Origin of the sequence: Bacteroides sp. MSB163 (assembly GCF_036416795.1) — a bacterium.
GTDB classification, from domain to species: Bacteria; Bacteroidota; Bacteroidia; order Bacteroidales; family Bacteroidaceae; genus Bacteroides; species Bacteroides maternus.
In genome coordinates, this window is sequence record NZ_CP143867.1 from 3946056 (window position 1) to 3969014 (window position 22959).

A 22959-nucleotide genomic window follows, 5' to 3' on the forward strand; every position below is an offset into this window, starting at 1 on the left:
AGGAAAGGACGTATGATGAAAGATGATGAATTGTGGTTGAAAAAGATAAAGGAGCGGCTGGATGATTATTCCGAACCGTTGCCTGATACCGGCTGGGAACGGTTGGAGAAAGTATTGCCTGTCTCCGCACCCATGTCTGTAGGAAAGAAGAAACAGATCATGTTCCGCCGTTGGGCGATGACGGCTGCGGCAGTTGTGCTGGTGGCTGTCTCGTCTGTTAGCTTGTGGTTGCTGCAAAGTCCGGTAGTGGACGAGGTGCGTCGTGCAGCTGAACCGGCTCTGGCAACGATACCTGATGTGTTGCCGGAACAGACAAAGCCGGATACTCAAGGAGAACAGCCGGAACCTGTTATCCGGCGAGTCATTGAACAAGGGGATTCTCGTCATCAAGCTCTTGTAGCGCAGCATTTGGAGGCGGAAAGCAATGTTCAGGAAGTAAACGTGAACCGACAAGAAGAAATAGTGAATTCAGATTTGAATTCAAATGTGACAGAAGCGACGGAAAAAACGGAACAGGCAAAGGAAACGGAAACTTCATCTTCGATTCCTGAAAAGAAGGAACGCGAAGTGTATCGTCCTTCCAGTAGAGATAAGTTCCATTTGCCTACTGAAAAGAAATCATCTGCCGGAAATAAAGGTTGGGCGGTTGGCATGTCTGTAGGAAATACGGGAGCACTTGCGTCGCTGGATAATACAAATGGCGGTATGCACTCAGGTCCGAATTCAACTCCGATGTTTAGTGATAAACTGGATTTACCGAATGTTTCCAGTGGTATTCTGGATATTCCTGAAGGACAAGAACTGGTATTTGAAGGCGGAGTACCTTATCTGCGGAAAAATACCCGTCAGGTTAAAAATATCAAGCATAAGCAACCTCTTAGTTTCGGTTTATCGGTACGGAAAGCATTGCCGAAAAATTTTTCTGTGGAAACCGGTGTGACTTATACGATGCTGTCGTCTGAAATAACATATGAAAATAGTTCGGAAAAGACAGATCAGAAACTGCACTATATCGGTATTCCGGTGCGTGCAAACTGGAGTTTCGTTAATGACAAGCGTTTCACGGTGTATGTATCTGCCGGTGGTGCAATAGAGAAGTGCGTCTATGGTAAGGTAGGAAGCGAAAAGGAAACGGTGAAACCCGTGCAATTATCTGTAATGGGTGCGGTAGGTGCTCAATATAATATTAGTAATAGAGTGGGAATATATGTAGAGCCCGGTGTTTCCTATTTCTTTGACGATGGCTCTCCGATAGAGACTATACGAAAGGAAAACCCGACGAACTTTACGTTGCAGGCAGGTATCCGTCTGACTTACTAATCAGTATGAATAAAGAGTGATAGAGTGGTAGGGTGATAAAGTGGTAGTGAGATATCACTTTATCACCCTACCACTCCTTTATTTTAGTTTACTATAACCGTTTCGAAGTATTCCTTGAATAACTTTTCCGCACGTTCCAGCTGTTCGGGAGTGTTTTCTTTTACTTCTTTCAATTGGTAATCCCATCCCATAGCTTCGTACTTATGCACGCCCAGGCGATGATAGGGAAGTATTTCTACCCGCTGTATACTTTTATATTGACCGAGATGTTCGCCCAAACTGCGGATGTCTTCCTCAAAATCACTATATCCCGGCACTAATACATAGCGTAGCCAGAAAGGCCGGTTCTGTTCCTCCAACCAGGCGGCCGTATGCAAAGTTTTTGCATTGCTGCATCCGGTCAGCTTCTTATGGCGTTCGGGATTGAATTCTTTGAGATCCAGCAGCACTAAATCCGTCAGGCTCAATAATTCTTCTACTTTTTCATTCCAGATGCCACCATTGGTATCCAGGCAGATGTGAATGCCGTTTGCTTTCAAATCTTTGAACAGAGGTATAAGCGCTTCGGCCTGTAATGTAGGCTCGCCGCCTGAGAATGTGATGCCACCCTTTTTCCCGAAAAATACTTTCTGGCTAATAGCCATTTGCAGAATTTCTTCCGGTGGGGTAGGTGTACCCCCTTTTGCGTCTATTGTATCCGGGTTGGCACAATAGAGACAACGGAATGGACAGCCTTGCAGGAAAACGACGAGCCGGAGACCCGGCCCGTCGAATGTTCCCATACTTTCGTAGGAGTGTACGTTTATCATATTACATTCTTTCGTGGAAACTACGGCTGATGACCTCTAACTGGTGTTCGCGGCTCAACTTCACAAAATTCACAGCATAGCCGGAAACACGAATTGTGAGTTGCGGATACTTCTCCGGATGTTCCATGGCATCTTCCAGCATTTCACGGTTCAGTACGTTTACGTTCAGGTGGTGTGCACCTTTAGTAAAGTAACCGTCCATCATTGTTACCAGGTTTTCAACACGGTCTTCCGGTGTTGGGCCGAGAGATTTCGGAACGATTGAGAACGTATTGCTGATACCGTCCTGTGAGTCACGATAACGCAACTTAGCTACGGAACTCAACGATGCGATGGCACCATTCTTATCGCGTCCGTGCATCGGGTTGGCACCCGGGGCGAAAGCTACACCTTTGGCACGCCCGTCAGGGGTGGCACCTGTTTTCTTACCGTACATTACATTGGAAGTAATCGTCAGCAATGAAAGGGTAGGACGGGCATTCTTGTAAACAGGTAACTTTTTCAGTTCTTCGCTGAAATAGTATACCAAGTCCACACCGAGGTGGTCTACACGGTCGTCATTGTTACCAAAACATGGGAATGTACCGTCGATATCGAAACCTTCCGTCAGGCCGATGTCGTTGCGACGGGCTGTAACCTTTGCATTCTTGATGGCTGACAGTGAGTCGATGGCAATGGAAAGACCGGCTACACCATAAGCCAGATTAATGCGTGGATTCGTATCGATAAATGCCATCTGAGCCTTTTCGTAATAATACTTATCGTGCATGAAATGGATGATGTTCATTGCCTCGTTGTAGACACGGGCAATTTCGGTCAGTACTTTCTTGTAGTTCGACATTACTTCCTCAAACTTCAATGTTTCACCGGTCAATACGGGAATACCTTTTACCATGACAGTACCGGTGTTTTCGCAACGTCCGCCGTTGATAGCAAGCAACAAGGCTTTTGCCAGGTTGGCACGTGCCCCGAAGAACTGTATCTGCTTGCCGATGGCCTGATAGGATACACAACATGCGATACCATAGTCATCGCAGTTACGTACTTCGCGCATCAGGTTATCATTTTCGTATTGGATGGAGCTGGTATCTACGGATACTTGTGCGCAGAATTTCTTGAAACCTTCAGGGAGTTCAGGTCCCCAAAGTATGGTCAGGTTCGGTTCGGGAGAAGGACCGAGGTTATACAATGTTTGCAGGAAGCGGAAGGAAGTCTTTGTTACCTTTACGCGTCCGTCGTTGAAACGTCCGCCAATGGCTTCCGTTACCCAGGTCGGGTCTCCGGCAAAGATATCGTTGTATGACTGCATACGCAGATGGCGCACCATGCGGAGTTTGATAACGAATTGGTCGATCAGCTCCTGAGCAAATGTTTCATTGATTTTGCCGTGTGCCAGATCATATTCAATAAAGATGTCGAGGAACGAAGAGACGTTACCCAGAGACATAGCTGCACCGTCTTGCTCTTTTACAGCGGCCAAATAAGCCATGTACACCCATTGTACGGCTTCCTGTGCCGAAGTAGCCGGGCGACTAAGATCGAGTCCGTAATATTCGCCCATTATCTTAATATCTTTCAAAGCCTTGATCTGCTCTGCCACTTCTTCGCGCAAGCGAATACGGGCATCGGTCATCGGACCGGTCAGATTGTGCAAATCTTCCATTTTAGCTTCGATGAGGCGGTTGATACCGTAAAGGGCCAGACGGCGGTAGTCGCCGATGATACGCCCGCGGGCATAGTTATCGGGAAGTCCGGTGAGGAAACCCAATGAGCGGAATGAGCGAATCTCTTCAGTATATACATCGAATACGCCGTCATTGTGTGTCTTGCGATAATGGGTAAAGATATCTTTTACCTTATCATCTATTTCTACGCCGTTTTCGCGGCAAGCTTTCATCACTACGTTGATGCCACCGAACGGCTTGATAGCACGTTTCAACAGTTCATCCGTCTGCAAGCCAACGATAAGTTCATTCTCCTTATCTATATAACCTGCCTGATGTGAAGTAATGGTAGATACGGTATGAGGATCGAGAGAACGAACGCCGTTGTTGGCTCTTTCTTCTTCGAGTGCTTTCAGACAAAGTTCCCAGATTTTTTTCGTGCGCTCGGTAGGTCCTTGCAGGAAGGATGCGTCTCCAGTGTAAGGCGCGATGTTTTTACTAACGAAATCACTGACATTGATTTCTTTGCTCCAAAGCCCGTCAATAAAGGTTTTGTTCAATTCCATAATATTCATTTTGTTAGTGGGTAAATGTAATGTTATCCTTTTGGGGCTGCAAAATTACGGAAATATTTCCGTAATAGTATGGATATATATGCCTTTTTTATGTTGAACAGCATAAAATAACTATTGTTAGGTATGCCACTTTCATCACTTGCCGTCACTACCACCTTTTGTTCCTCTTAAATCTTTTCAATATTTTCCTCTTTTTCCTGATTTATTCTGTTTACCTTTGCTTTGTAGTGCGTTGAAGTTTCCTTTAATGGGAACGAAATAGGGCTCCATATGTCCTACGGACACACGAAGCCCTATTTCGTTCTATTGAAACTGTTCCTGATTTGCTTTACAATGATTTTACTTATTTGTAATAATAGGATTCGTTATATCAACTAATCTCCTTGTATATATGTTATTTTAGGTATAGAAGATGATTTTTGTGCGGAAATGTTTGTGATATAAAAAAAGAATCGTACCTTTGCACCGCTTTAAGAGGAAAGCCCTTCTTGAAAGGAGGAGTTTTGGAGAGGTGGCAGAGTGGTCGATTGCGGCGGTCTTGAAAACCGTTGTACTGCGAGGTACCCGGGGTTCGAATCCCTGTCTCTCCGCTGAACTAACCGGATAAAACCGGAAAATGAATAGCCAAGTCTCACAAATTCAACGATTTGTGGGATTTTTTTATCCCCTTATGTCTGCCCTACCGGACATCATGTACTATTATAGTATGGAAATCCGAGTCTCCTATAGTGAAATCTGAAAAATCATCTTTCTCAATTTCGCTTTTTCCTATACTATATTTCACAATGGAACTCTTTAGTATAGTATCGGAGGATTCAAAAATCATAATAGGAGTAATTACTCCAAATAGCTCATTTCATGACAACTCTACATCAATACTTTTATCATATACACCTGCAAAACGATTTGTTTTATAGAGTTTAAATCGAAACACATCACTCCCTTGCTTTAATTCTTCTGTACCTTTAGGTACGCTATCCATTGACTGATTACTGGATGGATAACGGTTTTGTTTTCCGTTGCGCCTGATTATTAACCGGGTGGAGCAATCCACCCGTAACACGCTAAGACAATGAAAATATATAATAAGATAACGACTGTTTTAAGGTGGGTAATACTTGCTTTTATCATCTGTCAGGCAGCCACCAGCACCGCCGGAATGTGGGTAATCCTAATCATAGGCTTTTATATAGTCCGGTTCTTTCTCCGGTTGTTTATCTCTGCCGTTTACCTGCTTTGTATGGCGTTTATTTTTATTGTGCTGCTTTCACTTTTGATTATCTGATAACTCATTATAAATTATACCAATATGGAAACTTTAAACAAAAACGGGGTAAGCATTACCCAAACACCGGGAGAAGAAAAATATGTAAAATGCTGTTTAGGCGCATTTAGGGGACAAATCTATTATCAATATGATTATTGCCATACGGATGGCGAACTGTTCAGCACGCTTGCCAAAACGCTCGACGAGTGTCGCAAACAACGGGATGAATGGCTGAAAATACAACAATGAAGTTTAAGAACAATCTTTGCTTGATTACTTCCTAATGAAATAATCATATATCTTAAATATAAATTGTATTTTTGTCGTCAATTAAACATTGTGCAATGAATAGACCTTATATATCATTAGACGAAGTTGCAAAAAATGAATTTTCTATAACCTGTATATATCTTGCAGGGAGTATAATTCAAGATGCAGAGAAAAGAGAGGGGTTTGATATGAATAAAAATAATTATCATCTATTTACTGATAATGAAAAGTTTATATTAGAACTTTTTTATATTCTTTCTGATATAGAGAATTGTCTTTCCTCAATTGAAAACGCATGTATTTTTGTGAAACGTTTTTATGGGAAAAGTTATTTTGAAAAATGCAAAATCAATATTATAGATTATTCTTTGTACCATTATGATGTTCTTTGTTACAAAATATCAACTCTCAAAGATTTATATTTCAAACTTGTAAACTACTTATATGATTTGAAATTAAAGGGTAAGTCTTGTAGCTGGAAATCAATAGAAAAGAAAGAAGAAGAAATTAACAACCCTTTTTTATTCCATCTTTTAAGGGAAAATTATAATAACCTTTCTGTTATTGATAATAGACGTAATAAGTCTGCTCATGAAGGAAAAATTGAACATGCTGCTTTTAAGGATATTAGTCCGTATGTGATGTTAACGATGTATTCTAAAACAATGCCTATTAGTGATGATGTTATAATTACTCGTGGTTCATATTTAGAATACAAATTAAAAAGCAGCAGAAAGAAATTTTTAGAGGAAACAGAAATTTGTAAATATAATGCGTTTATATTTACTCGCTGCATACTTTGTTCATTATCTGAGACGTTTATACAAAAAATAGATAATGATACAAAAAACAAATATTCGGCGACATTAGAAAAAATTAAGCAAGAAACACAAGGCAACAAGTGTAGTATTGGTAAAAAAAATTGGAAGGAATGTTCTGATTAAGACTAAAAAATCATCCTTTAAGAATGATTTTTTAGTCTGTAGATTAATTATATTCCAATTCTTCACCCTACAGTTCCACATCAGTAGAAGCATTTTTCAGTTCAAATGCAGTGTAAGTCCAAAAGAGAACGAGAAATACAAGGTGTGTAATCAATGTTTCCATTTTTATTCCCCCTGTTCTTCTTTACTGTTATCATTATTAAATGAAAACGTAAGTTGTTCCAACCGCCCGAAGCTATCCTGAAAATACACATCTACCGTCTGTTGGTCGGTTGATGCAGAGGTATAGTAAAGCCGGAATGTTTCACCTGGAAGCGGGTACAGGTCATTCGGAAGTAACACCGTTCCATCGGACATTTTCAGCGTTCCCGCCCCGTCCTGTTGGAAATAGCGAATGAAATACTTTGTTTCCTTAAACCGCTCGTCCCGGTGAAGTTGACACCTGATTTCGGCGGTTTCACCCACCTTTATTTTTTCGGCACTGGCATCGTTTCAATACGGAACGGGTAAGACTGCTGTATATCTACATCGTCATTACACGCACCCACCAATAACAAGGCAGCCACCATGTAGCACCCTGTTAGCCTTCCTCTGTGCGCAATAAATCAACTTCATTGCCTGTACTGTCTCTCCAAAATGAAAGGTTGGACTCTTTTCCTTTTGATAAATTCATTAATCACAAGGTTTTCAAATAAACCTCCACGAAGGAAATGAGTCGTTATTTGGTCCGCGTTTCTTATGTCGAGAAATCAACATGCTAGTCCTGTGTCATAGAAATAGAGTTTTGGAGCTTTTACTAGTCGTTTTGCATAGTTGTTGTGATCAGGTGTTAATAAATAACAGATGTAACTTGCCTCCAAAATAGAAATCCATGAGGTGGCTGTGGTTACGGATACTCCACATTCATTGGCTAATGATGAAATATTGAGGAGTTGTCCAATACGTCCTGCACACAATTTTAAAAAACGGATAAATTTACTCAAGTCACCAATATTCCACATCAAACGCACATTGCGTTCTACGTATGTCTGGATGTAGAATGGATAGTAGTCGGTAGGGGCAATGTCTCTATCGTAAAGACGAGGATACGCACCTTTGAAAATCTCTTCATTTACGGTAGGAGGGGGTATGTTACCTTCTTTCATTTCAAGATGAGAAAAAGGTAATAACCGAAGAATTGCTGTTCTACCAGCAAGTGATTGGTTGATACTCTCCATTAAAAGGAAATCATGAGAGTCTGCAAGCGGTATGATACTTAGTTAAAAAGAATGTCGATTCATAGATAAAAAAAGGTAATTCATCTATTTTAGTTTCTATTATTTTTTCAAATTTATATATTTGCAATAAGCAAACAGGCAATATCGTCATCAAAAGCAGGGATATAAAAAATTATTTGGAATAGCTTTTTATAGAAACTGATTATGAAGAAAATTAATCTTATAACAGGATTAGCATCCGTGTTTATGTGTCTTCTTTTCATGGGGCTCCGGGATATAGGTCGCTATCCGGAGAAAATATGGCTTCATCGTTGCAATTCTTTGGAAAAATTGTACGAGCAACAGGGGCGATATCCGAATGTAGAGGTTGATCTCGTCTTTCGGAAAGACCGTGTATTTGATGTAACGCATGATGTAGATACAAGTTTTAATCTGAGTTTGGGTTCCTATTTTTCTTATATGAAAGATCATGAAGGAAAAATGTGGTTGGATATAAAGAACCTGACCGCTGGAAATAAACATGTAGCACTAGAGAGAATGAATGAGATGACGGAATATTTCCGGATTGCAAAAGACCGTTTGATTATAGAGGGCAAAGATTGGAAAGCTTTGGAAGCTTTCACTCAAGACGGTTATTATACTTCGTATTATGTAACTTATGATGAACCGGATGATTTGAGTGAAGAAGAAGTGGATGATTGCATCGAAGAATTACAGGAAATCGCGGATAAAGAGGTGGTTAGCGCTCTCTCATTTCCAGGATATTGGTATACTGAAATAAAAGAAGGTTTGAACCGTTCCATAGATTTACTGACCTGGAAACACAGGAGTAGCCAGTTGCAGTTCTTGTTGTCTTCTGTCGGACGTGAGATGTTGGCCGATCCACAACTGAAAGTGGTATTGGTAAAAGAAAAAGGGCGGTTTCATAGATGATCATTCGGATGCTAACTTGCTCTGAGAGAAGCAATCGTTTTTCGGCTTCGCGATAAAACAATCAACAAGAAAAACTGTTTATTTAGTATGATTCTAAATTAAAAATGAATATATTATGAGTAAAACAGTTGATTTGTTGGGACAACAGGCAGAATATTACCTGAACCATACGTGTAAGACAATAGATAAGAAATTAATTCATGTTCCTGGACCTGATGTGATTGATAAAATCTGGGTGGACTCTGACAGAAATGTACGTACCCTTAATAGCTTGCAAACTTTGTACGGACATGGACGCCTTGCGAATACCGGGTATGTATCCATTCTGCCGGTCGACCAGGATATAGAACATACAGCCGGAGCATCATTCGCTCCTAATCCGATCTATTTTGATCCTGAAAATATAGTGAAACTGGCAATCGAAGGAGGTTGTAATGCAGTTGCATCCACATTTGGTATATTAGGGGCTGTTGCCCGTAAATATGCCCATAAAATACCTTTCGTAGTAAAACTGAACCATAATGAACTGCTTACTTATCCAAATTCTTACGATCAGGTGATGTTTGGAACCGTAAAAGAAGCATGGAATATGGGTGCGGTAGCTGTTGGCGCTACTATCTATTTCGGTTCGGAGCAAAGTCGTCGTCAGATTATTGAGATATCACAAGCTTTTGAATATGCTCATGAGTTAGGTATGGCAACTATTCTTTGGTGTTATCTCAGAAACAATGATTTTAAGAAGGACGGCACAGATTACCATGCGGCAGCCGACCTTACCGGACAGGCCAACCACATCGGAGTGACCATCAAGGCTGATATTGTAAAGCAAAAACTTCCTTCCAATAATGGCGGATTCACAGCTATTCACTTTGGTAAAACGGATGGAAGAATGTATTCTGAACTCGCAACTTCACATCCTATCGACCTTTGCCGCTATCAGGTTGCTAATGGCTATATGGGGCGTGTCGGTTTGATTAATTCCGGTGGTGAATCTCATGGAGAATCGGATTTGCGTGATGCTGTTGTTACGGCGGTTATCAATAAACGTGCCGGTGGAATGGGATTGATCAGCGGACGGAAAGCATTCCAAAAACCAATGGAAGAGGGCGTTCAATTATTGAATACCATTCAGGATGTTTATTTGGATTCTTCAATAACGATTGCATAAAGTATTTAATCAGTATAGAAGATAAAAGTCTTCTATACTGATTGCTTAAATGTAAAAGTGAACTGTTATCAGAACCGGAGTTTATCTCCAGTTAACCTTGAGTATATTTTCCATCCATGGTAACCGTACAACTTTGTATGACCAGGGAATGCTATCCAATAATATATCGTATGCACGTTCCTCTACAGTTAGAGTCCATTCCGTTTTTTCTATAACCCCCGCTCTATTCAAAAATGATTCTTGGAAGGCTCTCATTGAAGTATTCCTCATTTTTGACCAGTTTGCCTTTGCTGCTTCCAATAGAGAATCTATTGTGTTAAGTTCATTCTGATTTAGTACCAGTCTTTTAGGGAGTGGTTCGTTGGAGGGATAATTTATTAACAAGCGGTTGAGGAACAGATCTTTTTCATCATACTCCCTGTCTTCATTTGCTATAAAGTGTTGTAAAATGAATATAGCTCGTACTTTTGATTCGTTACTATTGAAACTCCTGTGATCTTGGCTTAACATATTAAGCCTCATAAAAAGCATTGGTAGAAATGGGGAGAGAATGACCAATCCGGCATTGGATATAGGTATGTGTTTTAAATCTCTATATTGTTCTGTACCTAAATGAGAGCCATATATACGCACTCCGGGAGCTATTACATTCTCATCTACTTTTACACTGCCACAAGTTCCTTCATCGCCCGGACCAATATCCCAGTTCCCTTTGTCACATTTAGCTATGATTTTTCCTCCTGTAATAGTTATGTTTCCACATTTACTTTTTCGACCTGCATATTGACCGGCACCGCCTATTCCTGCAGATCCCGCGCGCCAGGAAGTTTCGTGCTGATAACCTGCATAGGCTTCTATGGTTCCACTTTCGATAATAATGTCACCACATTCGGTAGCATATCCGCATCCTATACCGGCGGCACCTTCTCCACCGTATGCAACTAACTTTCCATCCCCTTTAATGATCAGAACTGATTGCTTTCTTGATTGAATTGCAGCCATTTCACGACCACTGTGCAGTGTGTTGTTTCCTTCGAGAATTACCGTGACATGACAGTCTTCCGCAATATGAAATGCAACACCCATGTTTTCCGGATCACATAAGTTGGCATTTTGCAGAATAATTGTTGCATGTACTCCGGTAGACACTGTGATACCATGTCTCGGATTGGTACCTGTGATAATGTACACTCCATCTTGAGAGACACGGAAAGCTGCCGATTCCCTACTCATGTCTATTTTTTCATTTTTCATAAGAATAAAAATTAATATTAATATTGTATTTGCTGATTATCATATATTGATTTTCAGCCTGCTTTTAATTGTTTCTGCCTTGAGTGACCGTTAGTGCTTCATAACGATTATCCGGCAGTTTATATTATTTGTAATTTGAAGAGAAACAGCAAATGAACACAGGCAAAAATAGCTGGAAATCGGGAAATCTAAATACTAAAATCAGTAAACTAAAATAATAATTATAAGTGCTTGAAATACAGTGGGACAGCTTGAGATTAGTCTTCCTGTTTTTACGATTTCAGCCTTTTTTTGATGATATGCAGTGTGTGCTAAACAGGATTCAGTCCATGTGTTTTGCGGTAAAAGCTTCAATAGTGATTAAAAAACAAACAAGGGATCATTTGTTTTTGCCTTGTGTGTGTTGCATTTTCCAATAAGCTTTATTGGGTGTTGACCTTGGCTAACGAGCCTGTCAACCAAGGTTAATCGGCTTGTCAACCAAGGTTGATAGATCTGTCAACCTAGGTCAACACCCGACTATTCCTAAGGATAAAGAGATATATCTATGGTTCTCAGTAGAATAGCGCCTAATATGAAATAAATAAATGCATCGTCTTGATACGGGTTGACTGCGAAAGTGAGAGTAGTGAGAGTAACTTGAACCAACTTTTTATTGAACGCCTGCATTCAACTTTTCTGTGAGACATCTTCTTCTCCATTCTGAGGGAGAGCAACCATATCGGGTTTTAAATGCTTTGTGAAATGCAGAAGGACTATTGAAACCTGTATTATAACAGATGTCTCCTATTTCTGCATTCGAGCCTTTTAGAAGCATTTCTGCTTGTTCGATGCGAAGTGACGTAAGGTATTGAAGAAAACTACATCCATATTCTTGATTGAAATATCTATTTAAATAGGTGGAATTGACAGCCACTCTTTGGGCAAACTGCTCCAATTTTATTTTTTGATCATAAATGAATTCCGGTGTTTGTAATAGTTGGTTTATTTCATTTATTTTTTGAGGGGTCAAGTATACTTTGGAGTTCTTCTTGCCATTTATAAGCACCTCTTTTTCTACGACCTTTTTTTCTGATTTGCTTTCTGGTTGTTGATTTAGGTTATTCACTGGGGACAATGTTTCCCGATAAATATGTGACTTGAGCTTTTGTTTTACGAATTGGTGTAAGAGAGAATTATGAAAGATATATCCACTTAATACGCCAATGCAAAGGTTGTATAAAAGATTGCAGATGTATGAAGAAGTGAACATATTCAATAAGAACATGAAGAAGAACCCTGATATTAGGATACTTTTTCTTTGAATATCGGAAGCTGATTTTAGGAATATACAGTCTGTTTCATTCATATTTCGCAAAAGTAATACGTAAATGAAAGTCTGTGTGATTCCTGTTATTATACACGTTAAACGGAAAAGTGTCCACCAAGCTGGGAACGATAATAGAATTTCAGACCAACTGTAAGTTAAGTGATCTGTCACCGGACTTAAAACTGACATCAGTATGTAACAACACGACAATAGCATCGAAGGTAACAAATGTTTCCACCATTGTGACTTTTTGGGAAATATTCCGGTAATACGGAAGCGGATAAAGAAATAGAGTAAAGGTGGGAGGAAAGTCAGTCCCCAACAGCATAGGGTAGGTAAGAGGGATGTTCTCCGAAGCAGAAAGAAATTTTCGTAGCATGTGCTATATGATGTTAACCCCCAGTATATTAGTAGGATTAGTGCTAATAATATGGTCAAATCCTTTTTATGCTTGTTTCTCCAAATTAGAGAGATAGAAGCAAGACCTAGTACAGCCCAAGTCAGCAGAAAAGTACAAATAAGTAATGTTTTTAATATGAAAAATGGCATGATATTGTTGTTCTGTTGCTTGCAAATGTACACACAAAAGTCCGAAAAGAGTGATTTTATTCTGCATTTTTTAAAGTTTGGTGATGAAATGTTGGTAGAAAATTGTTTCCTTTGCCCCCCTAATCTGAGGGTTGCTATATAACGCTCGTTAGGTATGTAAATTACCATCTTGGGTTGTACAAATGAATAATTGTTACAGGGGTTATATATTAATTGCTTTTTTGGTTTGTTCGCTGGCGGTATATGGACAGACTGAAATGCAGGCTATAGATACTCTTCGCAACATCCGGTTACAGGAGGTGATTGTTACTGCTACTCAATCAGATGCTCCGGGAACCCGTTCTGTCATTGGGCAGGATGCTATTCGTCATATACAGGTTACTGACCTTTCTGGCTTATCTCAATTATTGCCCGGCGTTCTTGTACGCAATCCGGATCAGAATGTTCCGGCTGCCTTTACCATCCGCAGTGCAACTTATGAAAATACGACTAATGCTTTAGGGACAGCCATAGTGGTGGATGGACTCCGCATGAATAATAATGCCAATATGCAGCAAATGGGACTTGAAGGTAGGGGAAGCCTCTTTAATAGCACGGTGTTATCCGGTTTCGACGTGCGTTCTTTGTCTCCATCTTCTGTGGAGTCGGCCGAGGTGATACGTGGTGTTCCTTCGGCACGTTATGGGGATGTGACCAGTGGTGTTGTTCTGGTTAAGTCGAAAGCCGGGATACAACCTCTTACTATCGGTATTCGTCTGACAGCTACGGAGAAACTTGCTTCTGTGGGGAAGGGCATTGCGATCAGTAATAATGGGGGAACTCTCTATTTAGGAGCTGATTATGCACTTTCAAACCAATCGCCTCAAGTCTTTGAAGAATCTTATCAAAGATTTGGAATCCAAGCGGCTTATGCGAAGGATTTCCGGTCGGCTACTTTGCGTCTTAATATGCGTGGTTATTGGATGAAGGACAATGATAAAAGAGGGCAGAATACAGTGGATGGTGAATTTCGGAAATACCTGGATCAAAACATATCTTTTTCTGCTAACGGACAGTGGAAATTGAATCGCTCCTGGATTTCCAATCTTGAATATCAGCTAGGGTTTACGTATGGAAGCCAGAAGAATGAATCCAGTACATATTATTCGGGAACACAGCAAGTCACTACCTATACCGCACAGGCAGGTGAACATGCCGGAGTGTTCCTGCCTCCCCATTATTTCTCTCAGTTATCCGTTGAAGGCAAGCCATTGAGCGGAGATGTATCGTTGACTGCCAATCACAGAAAAACGATGGGTGAGAACATCAGTAACCATTTTCAACTGGGACTTCATGCTGAGGTGGAAGGGAATCGTGGAAAAGGAATCTGTTTCAATCCTCTTCGTCCTCCCTTGAAAATGCTCAGAGTGCGCACAAGGTCTTATCGGGATATACCTTTATTATATAAGTATTCTGCTTTTGCTGAAAATCACTTTATTCTCCGTTATGGGAAGATGCGGACCGAAGTGCAGGCGGGAGTACGTTTTACTCAGTTGCCGACTAAGCGTCTACAACGGAACTTTTCTGTTGATCCGCGTATCAATCTTTCCCAGATATTTATTGATAGGACGGATGATGCTTTTCTAAGTCGTTTCAGTGTACGTCTGGGGTGGGGATTGATGCATAAGATGCCTGTACTTGCTTATTTGTATCCCGATAAATCGTATACGGATATGAATTGTTTTACGTACAATGATGCTGAGAATAATCAGCGTCTGACCGTCATGCATACATTTGTAACTGACCGTAATTTTAACTCCGACTTGCGTTTGCCTGTTAATCAGAAGTTTGAAATAGGGGTAAATTTCCGGATAGGAGGTGTTACTGCGGATGTGGTATGGTTTAAGGAACATCTCAAAAATGGCTATTGCACCTCCCAACTTGCCGAACCTTTTTCCTATCGCCGCTATTCCCCCTTGATTAGTAAAGGAGAACAACCGGAATTGACGGATGAGGGTGTCATGAATGATGGTGAACTTCTTTCATATACTTTGAATACTACGTTTGCTACCTATTTATCACCCCAGAATGGTATAGAACAGGAAAAACAAGGTGTTGAGTATACCATTGGTCCGATTCATTCAAAGACGCTGCGTTCTTCATTTTACATAAGTGGCGGATATCTGGATGTATGCGAAAAGAATACGGCACTTTCTGCCTTGCATCCCCAGATAGAAGTGAATGGAAAAGCTTACCCTTATGTAGGTATTTACGAAACAGGGTCTTCTGTTGCGAATACTCAAATCTGGCAGCAATTGAATAGCCGGTTTCAGTGTGTTACTCAAATTCCCGGAATCGGTTTGATCACAAGCCTAACGCTTCAGGCGGTGTGGATGGATAAACAACAGCGGGGAATGGAGAGTCGGTTTAATAATCCTGTGTACACGGATAATAATAATCAGAAGTGCTTGAATCCGGTTTATTATATAGATGGAGAGGGAAACCAACATCCTTTCACGCCGGACATGGCGACGGATGAATGTTTTGCTGATTTAGTGATCAGAGCGAATACAACTACCGCTTTTCTGAAGGACTCGTATAAACCTTATTTCTTATTGAATCTTCGGGTTACTAAAGAGATAGGACGTCATGTTTCGGTTGCTTTTTGTGCTAATAACCTGCTGCAATCCAATCCGAAACGATATCGGCAGAGCATACAGAAATATGCAGTTGTGAATCCGGATTTATATTATGGTGCGGAAATTAGTATCCGTTTTTAAAGTTAGTATTTGTATTGAACTTAAGATATTGAAAGAGAATGAAATATTATGTATTGTTTTTCTTCGTGTTATTCTTCTGTGCTTGTACCGGGGATGAGAATCGTTCTTCATGTTCAGTGAGTGTCCAACTACTTTCTCCTACGGATGAAGTGACCTTGCCTTTCGAAGAGATGGAGGTGGTATTGACAAATAAGGATCAAGGTACGGTTTATACCTCTTCATGTTCTTCTGATGGAGTAGCTTTGTTTAGTGTGGAATATGGATATTATACAGTTGCCGTACATTATCAATCTGCTTCCGGAATTATTTTCAGTGGAAGATTGGAATCTTTGTCGTTATTGCCCGAACAAGGTGAAGAAGTGATGAAAGTTCAGTTGCAACTGGCGCGCTCTAAAATAAACGCATTGGTCATTAAAGAGATTTATTATGTGGGCTGTAAAGGAGAGTTGGGAGCAGATTATCAGGCTGATCAATATGTTACACTCTATAATAACTCTGATGAGACTGTATATCTGGATGGATTGTGTTTGGCTTTGGTGGATCCGATGCCGGGTATTGTATCTCCCTGGGTGAAATATACGGATATGAAACGGATTCCGGTTGCTGATATGACCTGGCAATTTCCGGGTAGCGGTAAGGAGTATCCTTTATTGCCCGGAGCGGAAACTACCATTGCAACGAATGCTGTAGATCATACCGGAGGCGAATATCAACATGCCAATTCGGTTGACTTATCTAAAGTTGACTGGGGATTCTGGCATGTAAGCCTGAGCAAACAGAACATAGCACCCGGTGTGAAACCATTAAATCTGCTTTTAAATCTTAACTCGACTGCATGGATGTATTCATTTCCGGTGGTTGGACCCACATTCATGATATTTGGATTTGAAGGCGTTAGTGCAAAGGAATATGTAAATAATCCATTGAACAGGGAAAACAGGCCCCAAGCTTCTAATAGGACTAAATTTTATTTGATGATTCCGAAAGAGTGGGTGATTGATTGTGTGGAGTGTGTGGAAAATGAAGCCAAGCTTGCCAATAAGCGTGTGCCTGATGAACTGAACCATGAACCTGTGTATATTCCGGAAGGAGATTATTCAGGGAAATCGTTGATACGTAAAAGCGCAGCATCAACCAACGGGCATTTCATTTATCAGGATACGAACAATGCGGCAGGGGACTTTATCGTATCCGAACCGTCTTTGAAAAAATAAGCAAGCAACTATGCGGAGTACATTATTTATTTTATGGCTTCTGTCAGCGATTACCGTATATGCGCAGTCTGATTCATTGCATATCTATTCTATGCAAGAGGTTTATCTGCAGAATAATTGGCTGACAGGAGCTAATCCGGTAGGAATGTCATTCAACCGTTTCCGCTCGTTCTCTGTGGCGGAAGTGGGGTATAGGTTTGAAGATGGAAACTTTGGTAATGTCAGTTTGCCGGCTTCATCCAATAAGTATACGGTGTTTGGTGAATCCTACCAAACTATAGGCAATGTCTCTTTATATGGAAAAATAGGATATGTGAATAACCGGAAGCAAGAGGTGAATTGGAATGGGATGACCGGTGACTGCTGGCGTGGAATAAATCTTTGTGACTCAGTGAGTGGCGATCAACGTTCGGAACAATACCAACTGTCCGGTGCATTTTCATTACCCGTTTCTTCGCATTGGCTGATTGGTTCGAGGTTTGATTATTTAGTTGACCTGAATGCCAAGGATACAGATCCCCGGAATGAAAACCAGTGGATGGAGTGGAAAATAACTCCCGGAGTTGGTTATGAGTGTGGAAGTCATCGTTTGGGTGCTTCCATATTCTATGGCAATCGTAAAGAAACGGTGGATTATCAGAATATAGGTACTCATACGACATATCCTTTCTTAGTTTCTTATCCGTTAGGGTACTTTAAAACTTTGCCTAAAGGGGAAAACATAAAATGGTATTATTCTGCACAGGAATTCGGAGGATTCTTACAAGAAGAGGGAGTTTATGGACGCTTCCGGCTATTTCAACAGATAGGAGGGAGCCTTGTCAGACAAAATACAGTAAGTGACCGTATACAAAACAAGAAAGAAGGTGAAACAGATGGCTGGAAACTGGATTATAAAGGTGTAGGTTCATTAGTTTCTTCGTTGAATCGACACGAATGGAGTTGTAAAGTTTTGTTTGACAAGTCGGATAGTTATGATCTTTTGCAGCAGCAGGAAGAGAACATGGGTACATGGCATTCTTCGGGGAAGGTTCTCCGTTCTACTGCCCGTATTACTGAATATGGGTTGACTTATGGTTACTATCAACTTTATAATGAGTGGAATAGTCGTTATTCTATCGTTTCGGGAATTGACTTTAAGCAGACAAAAAGTCAATTGCTTTTTTATCCGGCTGAATATTCGCAAACTGTATGCCGTTTTACTACATATTCTACATTTACTAGGAATTTCTTATTATCTAATGCTCGAATTGATTTAACTATTGGGGCAGAGTACGGTAAAGGAGGTGGAACTATGATAGCTGAAAAACAGTTGCAATCAGGACAAAATACGCCCGCAATCAAATTATGGCAGAATATGGATCGATTGGAACAGGAGTACAATTACTTAACAGAGCCCAGATGGGCATTACATTTATCTCTAACTTATACTCATACAGCTTCTTTTAATTGGTTTGCCCGACTGACGGTGGGATATGAAAATGCTTCTAAAAATCTTTTTAATTCAAATAAAGAAAATATTTCTATACAAATAGGATTGTTTTTCTAAATAGATTCCGTAGTTTTGAAGCGACTAACTCAAAAACAACAAAGTTATGGAAAAGAAAGAAAATTTGGATGGCCGGAATTTAGGTCCGGGACCTGTCGGTAGATGGATTATTTACATTGACAAATGTACGGGATGTGGTGAATGTGTGGATGCTTGCAGTTTGGAACTTCTTTACATTGAAAATGAAAAAGTTAAAATGACAGAAGAGAGATACTGTACTGAATGTGAAGATTGTGCTAGTGCTTGTGCATTCAGGGCTATAACCTTTAGATAGTTATACCAAGTGAAGAGTTTCTATCTATTTCTTTTTCTGTTCTTATGCAGTGCTTGTTCTAATTCAGGTAAAAGAGAAGTTTTGGATGAAGAATTGTCAAAGATGCCGATATTATCAGTTTCTTTTGATTCTTTATTATCTGAGGTCAAAAAAATGTCAGATCGGGATAGAATAGCATCTATAATTAAAATATCGTATAGAAACGAAGAAGAGATAGATGGAATACAAAAGCAGAAACGACTTTTAATAGAGGTGTTGCCTTTAAGCTCTGGTGAAAATAGAAAGAAAATTTTGCTTCAATTAGTTACGATTTATAGTAATTTGGATAGATTTGGAATTTCAGGTGCTTATTTAGAGGGGCTTAAATGGATAGAGATGTTGGAAGCCAATCATTCACTTTCACAGAAGGAAGAATGGCAGGTGAATGAAATGAAAGCATTATTGCTTAACGAACGGGGAAATCAAGAAAAATTTCTTTCTATTTGGTATAAATTATTGAAACAATATCGTGAGGCTGATAAGCCAGAAGATATAGGTAAGTGTCTTCTGACTATCGCAAAACATTTTGTGATGTTGGAAGATTACGATAATGCATTGCCATTATATGAAGAGGCTTATCAATTAGCTGTAAAGCATGAACTTGTAGACTTACAAAAATCCTCCGGTATAATGTTGATAAAATATTTATGTGCGACAGGCTATTATTCTGAGTCATTGGAGTATTATAATAAGATTAAGAACAATCAGGAAATAATCTCGAATTCTTCAATGCAGAATGAAGTTGTAAAAAGCTATATGGAGCTTAATAAGCCTGATAGTGCACGTATTTACTTAGCTGCAAGGTTGTTATCAGAAAGAGGCGATAAGATTGTTCTAAACAGTATGATGGCTGAAACCTATATTCCAGAAGGACAGGAAGATTCCGCTTTTGTGTTTTTGGATAGGGCTATGAAATCTTATAAAGAGAAAGCGAAGAACTGTCAAAAACAAGGTAAAGAAGCCATCTTGCCTAATTGTTTTTTATCTCCTTGTTATTTATTTGCTGATTTATTGTGGAAAAAAGGTAAGATTCAACAAGCAAGTCAATATTATATGATTGTTGAACCTTTAATGAAAGAGAGGGTTAAAACGCCCGTTCGGATGGAGCTCCAAATAAAAGCCCTTACCAATTTTAGTTCTTTCTGCCGTGAAACTAAGCAATATGAAAAAGCTCTTAATTTATTAGCTCGACGAGATTCAGTTCTGCAAATGTATTTGGAATTTAAAGCGAAGAACGATAAAAAGAATTATGCAGAGCGTTTAAAGATTCAGGAATTGAAACACGAATTAAATGAGAGTGAAGATGCAAATAGAGTAAATACACATGTGGCTGCAATCTGTATTTTTCTATTAGTGATTTCTGTAGCAGCCACATTCAAGTCCATATCTATGTACCGTAAGTTGAAGAAACAAGGTGCCGTAAATTATAGACTTCAAGGAATGATTAAGAAATGCGATGAAGGAAATGCGTCTGAATCACATTCTGCATCTATGGATCAATATGAACTCTTATTTTGGCAAGCCTTACATAAAGTTCGTGATGAACAATACTTCCTCAAAAGTGACCTTACAATAGAAATGTTGGCTGATATACTGAATACGAATCGTTCTTATTTATCGGTTAGCATCAATAGATTCTGTGATAAAGGCTTCAGTGTTTGGCTGAATAATTTCCGTATTCAGCATGCCGAACAACTGATGAGAGAAAATCCTTCAATTGCTCTTAAAGATTTACCGGAGCAGTGTGGTTATGCAACCACTGGTACTTTTGTTCGGAACTTTAAGAGGTGTCATAACATGAGTCCAAGTGAATTTATGAATAAACTTCTTATAGAACAAACGTTTCCTAAAGTAGAGAGGACTTCTTCAACTACCCATTGATAAGTTGTTTAGCGATAAAGACTTTACTTTCATTTCTCTTTTTTGATAAGTGTCGGAGTTTTCAGTAAATTGATTATCTTTGAGCACATTAAATGATTAATAACTTAATTATTCTATATCAATGAAAACAACGATTTTATTACCGGTAATCAGTCTTTTCTTATTCCTTGCATCTTGCACGAATCCCAGTGATAAGAAAGTAAATGATCAAACTTCCGAATCCTCCGAAAGTGGTGTAACCTTTACTGATTGGAGATCTCGTTACGATAAACTTGAATCCTCCGATTTGCCCGACAATGTGATTCAACTGATTGGTAAAGAGTGGATGCTTGTAACGGCAGGCGATGAAAGTTCCTATAATACAATGACTGCCAGTTGGGGTGGTATGGGGTACATTTGGGAACGTCCTTCTACTTTTATTTTTATACGCGATACCCGCTATACTTATCAATTCCTCCAACAGCATGAGAGTTTCACCCTCAGCTTCTTTAATGAAAAATATCGCAATGCCCTGCGTATATGCGGTACGATGTCAGGAAGGAATACGGATAAGGTGAAAGAGACCGGACTTACTCCTCTAGAAACTCCTTCAGGATTAATGAGCTTTGAAGAAGCACGAATGATTATTGAGTGCAAAAAGATGTTTGTTCAGGAGTTGGACTATGGCAACCTGGTCGAACCTTATAAATCACAAATCATGGAGGAAGCTTATAAAAACGAACCTTCCAAACATCAAATGTTTATTTCAGAAATCGTCAATATTTGGATTAAGAAATAATATTCAACGAAATTTTGGTCAATTATTCCTTTTCATTGGTAAAAGACCAAAGTGTTTTTAGCCAATTCTTGGAATTCATAGTCTTTTCTGTATATTTGCGCCCGCATTTTCTTAAGTATCACTTATATATAATTGTCCCTATAATCAGAATTTACTAAACTAGGTAGAGTTTATGGAGAAAATAAACGCAGTAATTACAGGAGTCGGAGGATATATACCCGATTATATCCTAACCAATGATGAGATTTCCAAAATGGTCGATACTACCGATGAATGGATTATGGGGCGTATAGGCATAAAGGAAAGACGTATTTTGCATGAAGAGGGACTGGGAACTTCGTATATGGCCCGCAAAGCTGCCAAACAGTTAATGCAACGTACGAATTCTCAACCGGATGAAATTGATCTGGTGATTGTTGCTACTACCACTCCTGACTATCGTTTACCTTCTACAGCCTCCATCTTGTGTGAGCGACTGGGATTGAAACGTGCTTTTGCTTTCGATGTACAAGCAGTTTGCAGCGGTTTCCTGTATGCACTGGAAACGGGAGCAAACTTTATTCGCTCGGGAAACTACAAGAAGATTATTGTGGTAGGGGCTGAGAAAATGTCTTCAATCATAGATTATACGGATCGTGCCACTTGTCCCATTTTCGGTGATGGGGCGGCAGCCTTCATGCTGGAACCTACTACGGAAGATTTAGGTGTAATGGATTCAGTGCTGAGAACAGATGGTAAGGGACTGCCTTTCCTACATATTAAAGCGGGTGGCTCTGTATGTACTCCTTCGTATTATACGCTGGATAATCACATGCATTACATTTATCAGGAAGGGCGTACGGTTTTCAAATATGCCGTGGCCAATATGGCTAATGCTTGTGAAGCTGTCATTGAAAGAAACTATTTAAGTAAAGACGATATTGACTGGGTAATTCCCCACCAGGCCAACCAGCGCATTATCACTGCTGTAACGCAACGTCTGGAGATTCCAACCGAGAAAGTGATGGTTAATATAGAACGTTATGGCAATACGAGTGCCGCCACACTTCCGCTTTGTATCTGGGATTTTGAAGATAAGCTAAAGAAAGGCGATAACCTCATTTTTACAGCATTTGGGGCAGGGTTTGCCTGGGGTGCTATTTATGTAAAGTGGGGATATGATGGAAAAAAGGAGTCATAACATGAC

Annotated in this window: 17 protein-coding genes, 1 tRNA gene and 2 pseudogenes; 13 read left to right on the forward strand and 7 right to left on the reverse strand. The window is 39.9% G+C overall.

The features are described 5' to 3' along the window. Positions 1–12: 12 nt before the first annotated feature. Complete coding sequence (locus VYM24_RS15020) at positions 13–1320, forward strand: porin family protein (RefSeq protein ID WP_330940320.1); 1308 nt, start codon at positions 13–15, stop codon at positions 1318–1320. An 83-nt stretch (positions 1321–1403) separates the two neighbouring features. Here the strand turns inward: VYM24_RS15020 and pflA are convergent, their stop codons facing one another. Together pflA and pflB are read right to left on the reverse strand one after the other, a co-directional pair. Beyond that, positions 1404–2129, reverse strand: coding sequence for a pyruvate formate-lyase-activating protein (pflA, locus tag VYM24_RS15025; RefSeq protein WP_291555061.1), 726 nt, complete (start codon positions 2127–2129; stop codon positions 1404–1406). 1 nt (position 2130) lies between these two features. Beyond that, positions 2131–4359, reverse strand: coding sequence for a formate C-acetyltransferase (pflB, locus tag VYM24_RS15030; protein WP_330940321.1), 2229 nt, complete (start codon positions 4357–4359; stop codon positions 2131–2133). A 514-nt stretch (positions 4360–4873) separates the two neighbouring features. Here pflB and VYM24_RS15035 point away from each other — a divergent pair. The 3 genes from VYM24_RS15035 (at position 4874) to VYM24_RS15045 (ending at position 6849) form a co-directional block, all read left to right on the forward strand. Further along, positions 4874–4958 (forward strand) — tRNA-Ser (locus VYM24_RS15035). Positions 4959–5677: 719 nt separating this feature from the next. Next, positions 5678–5884, forward strand: coding sequence for a DUF3873 domain-containing protein (locus VYM24_RS15040; RefSeq protein ID WP_330940322.1), 207 nt, complete (start codon positions 5678–5680; stop codon positions 5882–5884). Positions 5885–5979: 95 nt separating this feature from the next. Then, positions 5980–6849 (forward strand): Cthe_2314 family HEPN domain-containing protein, encoded by an 870-nt coding sequence (locus VYM24_RS15045; RefSeq protein WP_330940323.1) that lies wholly within the window; start codon positions 5980–5982, stop codon positions 6847–6849. Between the two features lie 165 nt (positions 6850–7014). Here VYM24_RS15045 and VYM24_RS15050 read toward each other — a convergent pair. Continuing rightward, a pseudogene (locus VYM24_RS15050) lies at positions 7015–7418 on the reverse strand (DUF3872 domain-containing protein). Positions 7419–7432: 14 nt separating this feature from the next. Then, positions 7433–8093 (reverse strand): annotated as a pseudogene (locus VYM24_RS15055) (ATP-binding protein); the annotation flags it as partial. A 177-nt stretch (positions 8094–8270) separates the two neighbouring features. On the opposite strand from VYM24_RS15055, the gene VYM24_RS15060 reads away from it, so the two are divergent. Then, positions 8271–8999 (forward strand): hypothetical protein, encoded by a 729-nt coding sequence (locus VYM24_RS15060; RefSeq protein ID WP_330940324.1) that lies wholly within the window; start codon positions 8271–8273, stop codon positions 8997–8999. A gap of 115 nt (positions 9000–9114) precedes the next feature. Next, positions 9115–10167, forward strand: coding sequence for a class I fructose-bisphosphate aldolase (locus tag VYM24_RS15065; protein ID WP_291554925.1), 1053 nt, complete (start codon positions 9115–9117; stop codon positions 10165–10167). A gap of 81 nt (positions 10168–10248) precedes the next feature. Here the strand turns inward: VYM24_RS15065 and VYM24_RS15070 are convergent, their stop codons facing one another. From VYM24_RS15070 to VYM24_RS15080, 3 genes are all read right to left on the reverse strand, one after another. Next, on the reverse strand, positions 10249–11421 hold the full coding sequence (locus VYM24_RS15070) for a contractile injection system tape measure protein (RefSeq protein ID WP_299089941.1): 1173 nt from the start codon (positions 11419–11421) through the stop codon (positions 10249–10251). A 652-nt stretch (positions 11422–12073) separates the two neighbouring features. Beyond that, positions 12074–12529: a helix-turn-helix domain-containing protein gene (locus tag VYM24_RS15075; protein ID WP_330940325.1), complete on the reverse strand. Its 456-nt coding sequence runs from the start codon at positions 12527–12529 to the stop codon at positions 12074–12076. 340 nt (positions 12530–12869) lie between these two features. Further along, positions 12870–13109, reverse strand: a complete 240-nt coding sequence (locus VYM24_RS15080; protein WP_330940326.1) for a hypothetical protein — start codon at positions 13107–13109, stop codon at positions 12870–12872. A 391-nt stretch (positions 13110–13500) separates the two neighbouring features. On the opposite strand from VYM24_RS15080, the gene VYM24_RS15085 reads away from it, so the two are divergent. The 7 genes from VYM24_RS15085 to VYM24_RS15115 all read left to right on the forward strand — a co-directional run bounded on the left by VYM24_RS15085 (position 13501) and on the right by VYM24_RS15115 (position 22953). Next, on the forward strand, positions 13501–16038 hold the full coding sequence (locus VYM24_RS15085) for a TonB-dependent receptor plug domain-containing protein (RefSeq protein WP_330940327.1): 2538 nt from the start codon (positions 13501–13503) through the stop codon (positions 16036–16038). Between the two features lie 38 nt (positions 16039–16076). After that, the gene (locus tag VYM24_RS15090) at positions 16077–17252 is read left to right on the forward strand and encodes a DUF4876 domain-containing protein (RefSeq protein ID WP_330940328.1); all 1176 of its coding nucleotides are present in this window, start codon (positions 16077–16079) and stop codon (positions 17250–17252) included. Positions 17253–17262: 10 nt separating this feature from the next. Then, a complete protein-coding gene (locus VYM24_RS15095; RefSeq protein ID WP_330940329.1) occupies positions 17263–18801 on the forward strand; it encodes a DUF6850 family outer membrane beta-barrel protein in 1539 nt (512 codons plus the stop codon). Positions 18802–18847: 46 nt separating this feature from the next. Further along, positions 18848–19075: an ATP-binding protein gene (locus VYM24_RS15100; RefSeq protein WP_291554912.1), complete on the forward strand. Its 228-nt coding sequence runs from the start codon at positions 18848–18850 to the stop codon at positions 19073–19075. Positions 19076–19156: 81 nt separating this feature from the next. Continuing rightward, positions 19157–20995 (forward strand): helix-turn-helix domain-containing protein, encoded by a 1839-nt coding sequence (locus VYM24_RS15105; protein ID WP_330940330.1) that lies wholly within the window; start codon positions 19157–19159, stop codon positions 20993–20995. A gap of 121 nt (positions 20996–21116) precedes the next feature. Further along, entirely contained in the window at positions 21117–21773 is a 657-nt protein-coding gene (locus VYM24_RS15110; RefSeq protein ID WP_299089960.1) for a flavin reductase, read from the forward strand. Between the two features lie 172 nt (positions 21774–21945). Further along, a complete protein-coding gene (locus VYM24_RS15115) occupies positions 21946–22953 on the forward strand; it encodes a beta-ketoacyl-ACP synthase III (RefSeq protein ID WP_291554906.1) in 1008 nt (335 codons plus the stop codon). Positions 22954–22959 lie beyond the last annotated feature (6 nt).

Coding starts and splice junctions, on each gene's coding strand:
- VYM24_RS15100 (WP_291554912.1), top strand. CDS start 18,848: ATGGAAAAGAAAGAAAATTTGGATGGCCGGAATTTAGGTCCGGGACCT.
- VYM24_RS15070 (WP_299089941.1), bottom strand. CDS start 11,421: ATGAAAAATGAAAAAATAGACATGAGTAGGGAATCGGCAGCTTTCCGT.
- VYM24_RS15060 (WP_330940324.1), top strand. CDS start 8,271: ATGAAGAAAATTAATCTTATAACAGGATTAGCATCCGTGTTTATGTGT.
- VYM24_RS15095 (WP_330940329.1), top strand. CDS start 17,263: ATGCGGAGTACATTATTTATTTTATGGCTTCTGTCAGCGATTACCGTA.
- VYM24_RS15065 (WP_291554925.1), top strand. CDS start 9,115: ATGAGTAAAACAGTTGATTTGTTGGGACAACAGGCAGAATATTACCTG.
- VYM24_RS15045 (WP_330940323.1), top strand. CDS start 5,980: ATGAATAGACCTTATATATCATTAGACGAAGTTGCAAAAAATGAATTT.
- VYM24_RS15110 (WP_299089960.1), top strand. CDS start 21,117: ATGAAAACAACGATTTTATTACCGGTAATCAGTCTTTTCTTATTCCTT.
- VYM24_RS15020 (WP_330940320.1), top strand. CDS start 13: ATGATGAAAGATGATGAATTGTGGTTGAAAAAGATAAAGGAGCGGCTG.
- VYM24_RS15040 (WP_330940322.1), top strand. CDS start 5,678: ATGGAAACTTTAAACAAAAACGGGGTAAGCATTACCCAAACACCGGGA.
- VYM24_RS15115 (WP_291554906.1), top strand. CDS start 21,946: ATGGAGAAAATAAACGCAGTAATTACAGGAGTCGGAGGATATATACCC.
- VYM24_RS15090 (WP_330940328.1), top strand. CDS start 16,077: ATGAAATATTATGTATTGTTTTTCTTCGTGTTATTCTTCTGTGCTTGT.
- pflB (WP_330940321.1), bottom strand. CDS start 4,359: ATGGAATTGAACAAAACCTTTATTGACGGGCTTTGGAGCAAAGAAATC.
- VYM24_RS15080 (WP_330940326.1), bottom strand. CDS start 13,109: ATGCTACGAAAATTTCTTTCTGCTTCGGAGAACATCCCTCTTACCTAC.
- pflA (WP_291555061.1), bottom strand. CDS start 2,129: ATGATAAACGTACACTCCTACGAAAGTATGGGAACATTCGACGGGCCG.